The organism is Parvularcula oceani, from assembly GCF_000733125.1.
GTDB classification, from domain to species: domain Bacteria; phylum Pseudomonadota; class Alphaproteobacteria; order Caulobacterales; family Parvularculaceae; genus Parvularcula; species Parvularcula oceani.
In genome coordinates, this window is the sequence record NZ_JPHU01000002.1 from 38,234 (window position 1) to 50,321 (window position 12,088).

Sequence of the window (12,088 nt, forward strand, 5' to 3'; positions counted from 1 at the left end):
CCATGTCCGCGAAGATCCAACCCGACTTCATCATCATCGGCGCGATCAAGGCGGCCACGACCTGGAGCGCGCGCGCGCTGAGGGCCAATCCGCGCGTCTTCATGCCCGCGCCGGAGCCGCATTTCTTCAGCACCGAATATGAGCGGGGCGCGGACTGGTATGGCAGCCTCTTCGCGGAGGCGCCCGAAGGCGCCGTGGTGGGCGAGAAATCCGCCGATTACCTCTCCCACCCCGATGCCGCAGCGCGCATCGCCGGGATGCTGCCCGAAGCGCGGCTGATCGTGCAGCTGCGCGATCCCGTCGCCCGCGCCTATTCGGACTACTGCATGCTCTTCCGCCGGGGCACCGTGACGGCGCCGCCAAGGGAGCTCCTGCGGCCGGGCAGCGCCTATGCCGACAGGTTCCTCAGCGGTGGTTACTACGCGGATCATCTGGCGCGCTTCTACGACCGCTTCGCGGCCGACCGGATCGAGGTCGTGCTGATGGAGGATGTGGAGCGGGCGCCCGCCGCCGTCATCAGGGCGCTCAGCCGCCATGTCGGCGTGCCGCCCGTCATCGAGGCGCCGCTTCTCGAAAGCCGGGCCAATGACAGCCAGGCGCCGCTCCTGCCTCTCGGCCTGCGCCGGACGCTCGCGCCGCTCAAGCCGCTCGCGGCGCCGCTTCGGGACAGCCCATGGTTCGAGCGCGCCCGCCGCAGCATGGCGCGGCCGCCGGACTATCCTCCGCTCGACGCTGCGACCCGCCTCTATCTCGAGGATCTCTACGCAGCGGACATCGCGCGGCTCGAGGGCATGATCGGGCGAAGCCTCGGCGCGTGGCGGAGGAACTGCCGGGCGAGCGAGAGGCGAAGAGGGACCGCCCTGCCCGCCGCTCCCGCACTGACGTGATCGCCCACCGCATCCGCGCGCTCGGCCGCCTCGACCTCGCCGATCACGCGCTCTTGCTCGGCGTGTTCCTCGCGACCTATCTGTCGATCAGGCCGTGGGCGGTCTTCGTGACGATCAGCGACCTCCTGATCCTCGCGGCAGGCGTCCTGATGCTGCTGACCGGGCGGCTCATCCTGCGCCCCTTCGGCAGCGCGACGGGCCTCTGGTTCATCGGCCTCGCCCTCCTGCTCGGCGGGCTGTTCATCAGCAGCCTGAATTCGGGCGCCCTCGAGCGGTGGGCGCTGGTGGGCGTGCAGTACCTTTTCTGCCTTCTCGTCCTGCCCCTGATCTTTCTGAGCCGCGGAGCCGCTTCGTGGCGGCGCCTGGCCAAGGCCTTCGTTCTCGGCATCGTGGCGATGGAGCTCGTCACCTTCGCCGTCATCATGGGCCATGGCGCCTCCTATCCCGCGTTGAGCGCGCGGTTCGGCTATGCCTTCTTTTCCGGCTCGGGCCGGGTCGGCGCGTTTTTCGGCGATCCGAACCAGCACGCCGCCATCATCAGCATGGGGCTGCCCTATCTCTTCTATCTCCGCGGCATCCGCGCGGTCAGGCTCCTGCCCTTCCTCGCCGGCCTCGGCATCCTCGTCACGGCGCTGTTCTGGACCGCCTCCGTGACGGGGTTCGCGGCGGCCCTGGCCGCGAGCCTCGTCTATTTCGTCCTGACGCCGGCGCGCGCCTCCCTGCCCGCCCTGATCGGCGTCGCCTCGCTCGGCTTCACGCTTCTGGCCTTCGACCTGCCCCTTCCCTCGAGCTTCGAGGAGCGCGTGCTCAACGCGGTGACGAGCGGCAATGTCGAAGAGGCAGGAACCTTCACCGGGCGCACGGCCCTGATCGCGGAGGCGTGGGAGGTCGCCAGCGACACCACCTTCCTCGGGGTCGGCGTCGACCAGTACCGCGTCGTGAGCAGCCATGAGGCGCCGGTGCACAACACCTTCCTTCTTCTCTGGACGGAAGGCGGGTTCGTCTCTCTGCTGGGCTGGCTCGTCCTCCTGGCGGTCTTGGCGTTCAGCGGGCTTTCCGCCCTGCCGAGGCAGCCGCGGGAGGCGGCGCTGGCCCTGTCGGTGCTCGTCGGCTTCGTGATGTTCTCGCAGACCGCCGCGCACATGTATGCGCGGGTCTGGATGCTGCCGGTCATCCTCGCCCTCGCGCCGCCTCTGCGCGGGCTGCAACCGGGCGGCCTTCTGCCGCGCGCGGTGCCGCAGGGCGCCGCGCCCTGACTGTGCTGGCGTCTTTTCTGCTTTCGCAGGAATGGCTAACCTTTCGCGAGGGGATGAAGAGGTGGGGAGAATGCGACCAATCCTGCGATTCTGGCGTGCGGTCCTGCCGGCGCTCCTGATGGCCTGCGCCTCGGCGCCGCCGCCATTGCCCGCTGCCGATCAGGGCCCCTACCGCATGGGCGCCGGCGACGAACTGCGCGTGACGGCCTACGGGCTCGACGACCTCTCGGACAGCTACCGCGTCGGCGATGCGGGGACGATCTCCCTGCCGCTCCTCGGCGCGGTCGATGCCGAAGGGCTGACGGTCGCGGAACTGGAGACCGCGCTGACCGAAGCCGTCCGCGACAGGGCCCTGGTGCGCAATCCGAGCGTATCGGTCCAGATCAGCGAATACCGGCCCTTCTACGTCATCGGCGAAGTGCGCAATCCCGGCGAATACGCCTATGTGCCCAATGCCTCCGTCCTGACGGCCATGTCCGTGGCAGGGGGGCCGACCTTCCGCGCCGCCGATGACAGGGTGGTCATCACACGGAGGGTCGACGGCCGGACGGTGGAGGGGACGGCCTCGCTCGACGCCCCCATCATGCCGGGCGACACGATCCGGGTGCCGGAGGGATGGTTCTGATCCCGCCGAAACCGCCGCGCATCAGCGCGGGATTCGCCGCGGCCATGTCCTCGGCTCTCGCCTGCGGCGCGGGCGCCGCGCCCGCCATGGCGCAGGACGGGGGCATCACCTCGATCGGCAATCTGCCCCGGCCGGGATACGAGCCGAGGGGCATCCGCCAGGGCGGCATGCTGATCCTGCCCTCCTTGCAGGCGAGCGCGCAGACGGAGAGCAACGTCTTCGCGACGCCGGACAACGAGGAAGACGATGTCCTCTTCCTGATCGAGCCGCGCGTCGAGGCTTCGGGCGGCACGCAGAGGCTGTCCGTCGGCGCCAATCTGGGCGCCGCCGTCTATCGCTATGCGGAGAATACCCAGGAGGACCTCGAGACCTATCTGGCCGAGACCGTCCTGTCCTACAGCCTCGACAGCGCCAGCACGCTGTCGGGCGGGCTGCGCTATGTCCGCGACTTCGAGCGGCGCAGCGACCCCGAGGCGCGCGACGACCTCACCCGGACGCCCACCTCGATCGACGTCTTCGCCGGAGAGGCGAGCTACAGCTACCGCCCCGGCCGGCTCGGCGCGACCGCCAGCGTGAGCGCGAGCGATGCCGATTTCCTGGATCCCGAGGACGACGAACGGGACCTTGCGACCTACACCGCCTCGCTGCGGGGGCTCGCGGCGCTTTCGGCGGATATCGACGCCTTCGCGGAGATTTCGGCGACGCGCAGGGATTTCCGGCTCGACCGCGACTTCAGCGGCGTCGACAGGGACGCGGAGACCGTGGGGATGCGCGCGGGCCTCGCTTTCGGCCTGACGGACAAGCTGGTGGGCGATATCGGCGCAGGAGTGTTCGACGTCGACAATGACGACTCGCAGCTCGAGGATTTCTCGGGACTGAGCGTCGAGGGCCGGCTCGCCTGGGCGCCGAGACAGCGCACCAGGGTCACGCTGTCCGCCTTCCGGGGAGATGTCGCCACCATCCGCTCGGGCGCGAGCGGGCGGATCGACACGCGCATCGTGGCCGGAATCGAACAGGAAATCCGCCACGATCTCATCGGAACGGCGAGCCTTGGCTATCGCGCCAGCACGTTCAGGGCCAATCGGGACCTGGTGCAGGAAGACCTGACCGGGAGCGTCGCCCTGCGCTATCTCCTCAACCGAACCGTGGCCGTCGAGCTCGGCTATGCGGCACGGCAGCGCGAGGCGGATATTCCGTCCGAGGAATTCGAGTCCCACAATGTCCGGCTGGCCCTGACCCTGACCTATTGAACGGCATCCGCCTGGCCCTGAGCGAGCAGGGTCCGGTGGCGGTAGTCGAGATATTCCTCGAGATTGCTCCACCCGTCGCCGTCCACGTCCTCCCACGGATCATAGACGCCGGCCGCGATGCCGCGCATCCGTTCCCACCCGTCATCCATGCCGTCGGCATCGGCGTCCGGCGGCGGCTGCCCCCCCGCGATCGCGGGAAGGGTGCCCGGCTCGGACACCCGGCCGCCCGCACGCCCCACGACCTCGGCGACGATGCGCGCATCGACATCGTCGCGGGGCATCGCCCCGGCCCGCGCCAGCACCCGCCCGGCGGCGCGCGCAGCGGGCACGGGGCTGTGACTGAGCGGACAGACCGGCCGGTCGCTGAGGATTTCCGCGACGTCGAGATCCGCCTCGCCGAGGGGCGGCTCGATCCGGTTGTCCGCGGCGAAGACGGCGGCGGTGCCCGTGCTCGCGATGCGGTTGCGGGTGATGGCCGGCGTTCCGGGCGCCGTCTCGGGGCCTGGCAGGAAGACGTTCCCGACGAGGTTGACCGGGCTGCCCCCATAGGTTTCCCAGACCTCGGCGAACTCCGTGCCGCCGTCATAGAAGACGTTGTTGACGACCTCCACGCAGGAGCCCGGCGGGAAGTTGATGTCCGGGTTGCGGTCGCCGTTATGGGCGCAGAGATTGTTCAGGAAGCTGACATTCTGCGGCCCCTCGGGATCGCTGCTCAGAAGCGCGCATTTGTCGTGCGGCTTCAGCCCTTCGGCGAAGACCGACCAGGAGACGGTCAGATCGTCATTGCGGCCATGCCCGTTATAGTTCTCGTCGAGCGCCCATGAGCCGCTGACATGGTCGAGGATGACCCTGTGGCTGTTCTCGATCGTGAAGGCGTCGTTCCCGCCGCGATTCCTTGCGATGCGGTCGGGCCGGACCCGCATGTGGCGGATGACGACGTCATGGGTGTTCTTCACCACGAGAGGCGTCAGCCCCGCCGCGCCGCCTTCATGGGTCAGGAGGATGCCGCCGCCCGGCGCGGTCTGGCCGGCGATCGTGATATAGGGCGAGCCGATGATCGGCCGCTCGCCGCGAAAGCGGATCACGCCTCCCGTGCGGAAGATGCAGACGCGCGGCTCCTCCGCCTCGATGCAGGCGCGCAGGGAGCCCGGGCCGCCATCCTCCAGCGTGTCCACGAAATAGAGCGCGCCGCCCCGCCCGCCGCTCGCATGGCGGCCGAATCCCTGCGCGCCGGGAAAGGCGAGCTGCTCTGCGCCCTTCGCCGCCACCGCCGGGGCCCGCGCGCCGGCCGGCGCGGCCTCCTCGCCGCAGGCCGAGAGGCCGCCGAGCAGCAGGAGGGCGGCCGCGAGAGGCAGGATGGCTCCCCTCTCAGCCATGCCGCGCCAGGAGTTCGTCATAGATCGCCATGACCGCCTCGGCATGGGGGCCGGCGCCGTAGCGATGCTCGGCCTGCGCCCTGGCCGCATGCGACACGGTTTTGCGGAGGGCGTCGTCCCGCAGGAGCCGATCGGTCCCCTGCGCCAGCGCCTCTGCGTTTTCGGGCGGGACGAGAAGGCCGGTCACGCCGTCCTCGATCGCTTCGGGATTGCCGCCCGAGCGGGTGGCGACGATCGGCGTGCCGACCAGCATGGCTTCGATCAGCGTGCGTCCGAACGGCTCCTCGACCGCCGGAACGACCAGCACCTCGCAGCCCGCGATCCACCAGTCGCCGGGGCTGCGGAAACCCATGAGGCGCACGCAGTCGGCGACGCCGCAGGCTTCCGCATGGGCGGCGACGGCCCGCATCTCCCGCTTGGGGCCGGTGCCGAACAGAAGGCCCATGAGCGGGCGGTCAGGATCGCGCGCGCGGAGCGCGGCGATGGCCTCGACGAAGAGGCGCGGCCTCTTGCGCGGAATGATCGCGCCGAACGTGCCGACGAGCCGGGTGTCCCCGGGCAGGTTCAGCTCGCGCAGGATCGTCTCGCGCGCCTCGGCGCGATCGGCGGAGACCTCCGTGTCGAAGGGGCTGTGGATGACCGTGTTGCGCCGCGCCGCCGACAGGATGCCGGGGTTCGGCGAGGCGAAGCGCGAGACGGAGACGACGCGGTGCGCCAGCAGCGGCGCGGCGAGGCGCAGCCCCCGCGCCCGCGGATTGCCGCGATTGTGCCAGACGACGCGCTTGCCGGCGAGCCGGGCCGGAAGCGCCCAGAGGGCATTGGTGCGTCCGTCATTGCAGTGCACGATGTCGACGCCGAGGCTGCGCAGGAAGCCCGCCAGCCGCGGCGCCTCCATCACCGCGCGCAAGCCCGCCAGCCCGCCGAAGGGGCGGCCCGCGACGAGGGTCATGGTGGGCGGCGATGCCACCGCCGTCAGCCCGCGCGCCGCGACCGCCTCCGCGATCGGGCCGTCGGGATGCTGGAGCACGATGACCGGGTCGAAGCGCTGCCGGTCGAGCCTGTCGATCAGGCCGAGGGAAGAGATATGGCTGCCGCCGAACTCCCGGCCGACATAAGGATAGCAGATGCGCGTCAGCTTCTTGGACACATCGGCCTCTCCCCTCTCCAAAGTCCCCGCCAGGACGTTCGCGGATAGGGACCATGGGGGTCAACACACTCTTGCACTTCGGCGGGACTGCGGTCTTGATTGCGGCAGCGACGAGGAACTCGGGGGAGAATATCGTCATGACGAGGCCAATGCCGGACCACTTGATGCTTGCCGTACCTTCGCTGGGCGCAGGCGGCAGCGAGCGGGTCATCTCGCATCTGGCCAATCACTGGGCCGAAGCGGGCCGGCGGATCACGATCGTGACCTTCGATGCGCCTTCCTTCGAGCCCTATTACGCCCTGCACCCCGCGATCAGGGTCGTGAAGCTCGCCCTGCCCGCCCTCTCCAAGCCGCTTGCCGCGGCGCTCCTGCGAACGGGTCGGCGCATCCATGCCCTGCGGCGCGTGCTCCGCGAGCAGGAGCCGGACGTGGTCATCAGCTTCCTGACCAAGATGAACATCATGATGCTTCAGGCGGCGCGCGGCACCGGCATCCCCGTCGTGATCTCCGAGCGGAACAATCCCTATCTGCAGCGCTTCGGGCCGATGTGGTCGCGCGCGCGGGCCCTCTCCTATCCCCGGGCCCATAGCTTCGTGACCATGACGCAGCGCGCCGCCGACTTCTATCCGGAGGCGCAGAGGCCGCGCCTGACCCTCATCCCCAATCCGGTCGCGCTTCCGCCGGGCTGGCGGGACCGCCGCGAGGGCGGCAAGCTGGTCGCGGTCGGGCGGCTCGATCCGCAAAAGCGCTTCGACCGCCTCATCGACGCGTTCTCGCGCATCGCGGAGCAGATCCCGCAATGGTCGCTGGTGATCTGGGGAGAGGGGCCGGAGCGCGCGCGCCTGGAGGCGCAGCGGGACGCCTTGGGCCTTGCCGGGCGGGTCCATCTTCCCGGGACCACGCCCGCCCCCGGAACCTGGGTCGAGACGGCGGACGTGTTCGTGCTGTCGTCGGAGTTCGAGGGCTGGGCGAATGTCATCATGGAGGCCATGGCCGCCGGACTGCCCGTGGTGAGCTTCGACTGCCCGTTCGGGCCGAAAGAGATGATCGAGGACGGCGAGAGCGGCATTCTGGTCGAGAACGGATCGGTGGACGCTCTCGCCGAGGCGGTGCTGCGCGTCGTGAAGGACGAAGACCTGCAAAGGCGCCTCGGCGCGGCAGCCGCCCGCACCAGCGAACGCTTCGCCATTGCGAACGTCGCGGCGCAATGGGAGGCGGTCGCCGCCAGCGCCGCGGAGAGCGGAAGAACGCGCCGGGCGCAGCCCGCGGCAGCCTAGGCGACGAATTCCATGGCATCGCCATAGCGGCCGCGGGCATGCTGGCGGACATTCACGTCGGTGATGACCGCCGATAGCGGCACGCGCCCGAACAGATGGCGGGCCGTCCGCAGCGCCCTCGGCTTCATCCTGCCCCACGGGATACCCAGCACCACCTCGTCGGCGAAGGGCGCCAGCGCCTTCGCGTCCCGGCTGACGAAGACCGGCGGCGCCTCGACCACGATCAGGTCCCAATCCTCGGACATGCGCGCAAGGTCGTGGGGCATGCGGTGGGACAGGGCCGAATTCTCGCTTCGCGCCGGAGCCGCCGCGTCCGCCTCCGCTTCCGCCGGATGGCCGGAGGGCCCTGCCGCGCCCCGGGCGCGCCACCCTTCCGAGAAGGAAAGCTCGCCCTTGCTGTCCATGCTGAGAACGACCGTCCGGTAGCCGAGAAGCTCGGCGGTGGTCGCGAGGGCCGCGGCGAGCGTGCCCGCGCCCTGGCCCGGCAGAAGCGTCGTGACCACCACGGTCCGCAGCTCGCGCGTGCGCTGCGCGGTCGACAACTCGAGGAACAGGTCGCGCACGGCAAGAGCGTAGTGGGAATCCCGATGGGACCGCAGGTAGTCGCCGATCGTGTCGGGGGTGAGGGAGCGGTCCTTCATGCGCGGCAGCAGGGACAGGGTCGGCGCATCGAGAAGGCCGCGCACCTCCGCCGCCGAGCGGATGCGGCCATCGAGGGTCTCGGCGGTCAGCGCGGCGAGAACGGCGAGGGCGAAGGCGCCGAGCGAGCCCACCGCGAGGACCTTCGCGGTCTCAGAATGCTCCGTCGCGGCCGGGACGGAGGCTTCCGTGACATAGCTGATGCTGTCCGGAACCCGCTCGGAGAGCGCGCGGGTGCGGCTCAGCCGGTCCTCCACCGCGTTATAGGCATCGAGCTTGCGCGCGGCGGCGCGCTCCAGCTCGCGCAGGCCCGCATTGGCCTCGAGCGCGGCGAAATGCCGGCTGCGCACGCTCGAAAGCTCCTCGGACAAGGCGGCGGCACTCGCATCGACCGCCGCCCTGCTGTCCAAAAGATCGCGCTCCACGGAGGCGCTCTCCTCCGCGATGCGGCCCCTGAGCCTTGCGATCTGATCGGTCAGCGCGACGACCTCTGGATAGCCGGTTCCGTAGGTGAGGGTGAGCGTCGACAGCCTTTCGGCGAGGGCGGCCTCCTGTTCGCGCAGGCGGTCGAGCTCACGCGAGGCGCCTTCGGCGCGGGCGGTGCCGAGCGCGCGCTCGAGCGCCGCCATGCGGGCTTCCACCGTTCCGCCCTGCTGCGGGGAGACCAGATCGTTGTCGCGCATATAGGCGGCGGTGGCGAGTTCGGCCTCGTAGAGCTCTGCCTGCAGCGTCTGCGCCTGCTGCTCTAGCCTCGCCATGCGCTCGCTCTGCGCGCGCTCGATCGCCGTCCGTTCGAGGTTGAGATAGGTCTGCACCAGCGCATTGGCGAGCACGGCTGCCTGGAGCGGCGTTTCGCCCTGCGCCTCCACGCCGATGAGCCGCGAACCGCTCAGCCGGTCGACGGAGGTCGCGCCGAGCACCTGGACCGTCAGCCTGTTCAGCTCGGCCGCCCGCGCTTCGTCCTCCGGCCTCGGCGGCGCCGCCTCCGCGCCGCCGAGCACGGGTTGCAGCACCTGCCTGACCACGCCGATCAGGCCCGGCATTTCCGGCACCGTCAGGTCGGGATCGTCGATCGCCTCGGAGGCCAGCGCCCGGGCCACGGTGCGGGAGGACAGCTCCTCGATCACCGTCTCGATCTTGAGTTCCTCGGCCAGGCTCTCGGAGGCCGTCAGCGGCGAGACCTCCTCGACCGGATCGCGTCCCTGCACCCGGACGACGGCCTCGGCGCTGTAGGTCGCCCGCAGCGCACCGGCCACGAGCATGACCAGGATCACGCCGAGGGCGAAGACACTCCAGAAGACGAGGCGGCGGCGCCGCAGGACGAGCATGAGGTCGGCAAGGCCCATATGCTCTTCGGCGAAAGGCCCGGCGCCCTGCGCGCCCGGGGTCCCGTAGTCCATGACCGGCGAAAAGCTCATCCCCTTCCCCCTCCCCAAGGGCGGCCGGGCATCGCAGCGAGGACGGAACTTGCAGGATCGATGCCGGCCAATGCTTGAAATCGTAAAGGCTCGCGGGAAAAAATTCCACAAGCTTCTTCACTGCCTCCTCCCGGCGGCTACTCCCGTTTGACTGTCACCGAGCCCCCGTTCAAACCGAGGCGAAGCACACCATTTCGGCGGAGGAAGGAGAGCGATGCGCGTTCTTGTGACCGGCACAGCGGGCTTTATCGGCTCCTACGTCAGCTCCGCCCTGCTGGCGCGGGGGAACGAGGTCCTGGGCGTCGACAATCTCAACGCCTATTACGACCCGGCGCTCAAAGAAGCGCGCCTCGCCGCCCTTGAGGGACAGCCTGGCTTCTCGTTCCGCAAGCTCGACATCGCGGAGGACGGTGCCCTCGAAGCCGCCGCGGGCGCGGCCGGGATCGACCGGATCGTGCACCTCGCGGCGCAGGCGGGCGTGCGCTATTCGATCGAGAACCCGTCCGCCTATGTCCGCGCCAATCTGAGCGGCCATGCCCGCATCCTCGAATTCGCGCGCGACCACGACATCGCGCACACCGTCTACGCATCCTCTTCTTCCGTCTATGGCGGGAATACCAAGGTCCCGTTCTCCGAGGACGATGTCACCGACGACCCCGTCTCCTTCTATGGCGCGACCAAGAAGTCCGACGAGCTGCTCTCGAACAGCTATGCCCGCCTCTACGGCCTGCCGATGACCGGCCTGCGCTTCTTTACCGTGTACGGACCGCAGGGAAGGCCGGACATGGCCTACTGGATCTTCAGCGAGAAGATCCTGAAGGGAGAGCCGATCCGCCTGTTCAACCAAGGCCAGATGGGCCGCGACTTCACCTATATCGACGACATCGTGGCGGGCGTCGTCGCCGCGCTGGACAGGCCGCCCTCGGGCACGCCGCCGCACCGGGTCTACAATCTGGGCAATGATTCGCCGCAGGAACTGATGGAGATGGTCGGCCTGCTCGAACGGCATCTGGGACGGGAAGCCGAGAAGCGCCTCGAGCCGATGCAGGCGGGCGATGTGGAGCGGACCTGGGCGGACATCTCGCGGGCCCGCAAGGAGCTCGGCTACGATCCGAAGACGAGCCTCGACGAAGGCCTGGAGCGGTTCGCCCGCTGGTTCCTTGACCATGCCGGGCAGCGCCACGGCTGACGCGGGGTGGCCAGGGCGCGCCGCTCCGGCTAGCGCTCCGCCATGCGGATCGATCGTTTCTCCCATCTCGACTGGCAAGGCATCCTGTCCGGCATCGCGCAGGACGTGGAGCCGCATCTGGGCCAGGGCCGCGTCGCCGATTACATTCCCGCCCTCGCCGAGCAGGACCCCCGCGCCTTCGCAATGGCCTTCACCAGCCTGCGCGGCGAGACCTATGCGGTCGGACAGAGCGACCGCCCCTTCTCGATCCAGTCGATCTCCAAGGTCTTCACGCTCGTCCTCGCCCTCCAGCTCGAGGGCGAAGGCCTGTGGTCGCGTGTCGGCAGGGAGCCGTCGGGCACGCCCTTCAATTCCATCGTGCAGCTCGAGCGCGAGAAGGGGCGCCCGCGCAATCCCTTCATCAATGCCGGGGCGATCGCGGTGACGGATTCGGTCGTCGGCCATTGCGGCAGCGCCAGCCCCGCGCAGACCATTCTCTCCTTCGTGCGCCGCTGCGCAGGGTCCGACGCGCCGGCGATCGACGAGCGCGTCGCCGCCTCGGAACGCGACTACGGCGACAGAAACCGGGCGCTCGGCTATTTCATGAAGAGCTTCGGCGTCGTGAAGAACGCCGTGCCGGACGTGCTGGACACCTATTTCAGCCAATGCGCCATCGCGATGAGCGCGGCGGAGCTGTCGCGGGCCGGCCTGTTCCTGGCGGGCGGCGGAAACGATCCGCGCACCGGAGAGGCCATCAGCGATCACGAGCGGGTCGATCGGGTCAACGCGACCATGATGCTGTGCGGCCATTACGACATGTCCGGCGATTTCGCCTTCCGCGTCGGCCTCGCCGGCAAGTCGGGCGTGGGCGGCGGCATCCTCGCCGTGATCCCGGAAGTCGGCTGCGTGACGGTGTGGTCGCCGGGCCTCAATGCCGCCGGCAATTCTCTTGCGGGAACCCTGGCGCTCGAATGGTTTTCGGAGCGCACGGGCGTGAACCTGTTCTGACGGGGCGCGGGCTTCACCCGGCCTGCGGGCCGGCCCG

Annotated in this window: 10 protein-coding genes; 7 read left to right on the top strand and 3 right to left on the bottom strand. The window is 69.7% G+C overall.

The window, feature by feature from the left end:
• The first annotated feature begins 2 nt into the window (after positions 1 to 2).
• The 4 genes from IE88_RS0102515 to IE88_RS0102530 all read left to right on the top strand — a co-directional run bounded on the left by IE88_RS0102515 (position 3) and on the right by IE88_RS0102530 (position 4,018).
• The gene (locus IE88_RS0102515; RefSeq protein ID WP_051881419.1) at positions 3 to 887 is read left to right on the top strand and encodes a sulfotransferase family protein; all 885 of its coding nucleotides are present in this window, start codon (positions 3 to 5) and stop codon (positions 885 to 887) included.
• Positions 815 to 2,143 (top strand): O-antigen ligase family protein, encoded by a 1,329-nt coding sequence (locus IE88_RS0102520; RefSeq protein ID WP_156032321.1) that lies wholly within the window; start codon positions 815 to 817, stop codon positions 2,141 to 2,143. Before IE88_RS0102515 ends, IE88_RS0102520 begins: the two co-directional genes overlap by 73 nt.
• Positions 2,144 to 2,213: 70 nt before the next feature.
• Positions 2,214 to 2,768 (top strand): polysaccharide biosynthesis/export family protein, encoded by a 555-nt coding sequence (locus IE88_RS0102525; RefSeq protein ID WP_051881420.1) that lies wholly within the window; start codon positions 2,214 to 2,216, stop codon positions 2,766 to 2,768.
• On the top strand, positions 2,759 to 4,018 hold the full coding sequence (locus IE88_RS0102530; protein ID WP_031549787.1) for an outer membrane beta-barrel protein: 1,260 nt from the start codon (positions 2,759 to 2,761) through the stop codon (positions 4,016 to 4,018). The genes IE88_RS0102525 and IE88_RS0102530 overlap by 10 nt, the downstream gene beginning before the upstream one ends.
• On the opposite strand, the gene IE88_RS0102535 is transcribed toward IE88_RS0102530, so the two are convergent.
• Complete coding sequence (locus IE88_RS0102535) at positions 4,012 to 5,394, bottom strand: pectate lyase family protein (RefSeq protein WP_036766540.1); 1,383 nt, start codon at positions 5,392 to 5,394, stop codon at positions 4,012 to 4,014. The two genes, IE88_RS0102530 and IE88_RS0102535, sit on opposite strands and share 7 nt — an antisense overlap.
• On the bottom strand, positions 5,387 to 6,541 hold the full coding sequence (locus tag IE88_RS0102540; RefSeq protein WP_156032323.1) for a glycosyltransferase family 4 protein: 1,155 nt from the start codon (positions 6,539 to 6,541) through the stop codon (positions 5,387 to 5,389). The genes IE88_RS0102535 and IE88_RS0102540 overlap by 8 nt, the downstream gene beginning before the upstream one ends.
• Before the next feature lie 137 nt (positions 6,542 to 6,678).
• Between IE88_RS0102540 and IE88_RS0102545 the strand changes: the two genes are divergently transcribed.
• Complete coding sequence (locus IE88_RS0102545; RefSeq protein WP_031549793.1) at positions 6,679 to 7,818, top strand: glycosyltransferase family 4 protein; 1,140 nt, start codon at positions 6,679 to 6,681, stop codon at positions 7,816 to 7,818.
• On the opposite strand, the gene IE88_RS0102550 is transcribed toward IE88_RS0102545, so the two are convergent.
• Complete coding sequence (locus IE88_RS0102550) at positions 7,815 to 9,875, bottom strand: GumC family protein (protein WP_031549795.1); 2,061 nt, start codon at positions 9,873 to 9,875, stop codon at positions 7,815 to 7,817. The two genes, IE88_RS0102545 and IE88_RS0102550, sit on opposite strands and share 4 nt — an antisense overlap.
• A 214-nt stretch (positions 9,876 to 10,089) precedes the next feature.
• On the opposite strand from IE88_RS0102550, the gene IE88_RS0102555 reads away from it, so the two are divergent.
• Complete coding sequence (locus IE88_RS0102555; protein ID WP_031549797.1) at positions 10,090 to 11,064, top strand: NAD-dependent epimerase/dehydratase family protein; 975 nt, start codon at positions 10,090 to 10,092, stop codon at positions 11,062 to 11,064.
• A gap of 42 nt (positions 11,065 to 11,106) precedes the next feature.
• Positions 11,107 to 12,051, top strand: coding sequence for a glutaminase (locus IE88_RS0102560; RefSeq protein WP_031549799.1), 945 nt, complete (start codon positions 11,107 to 11,109; stop codon positions 12,049 to 12,051).
• Positions 12,052 to 12,088: the final 37 nt, after the last annotated feature.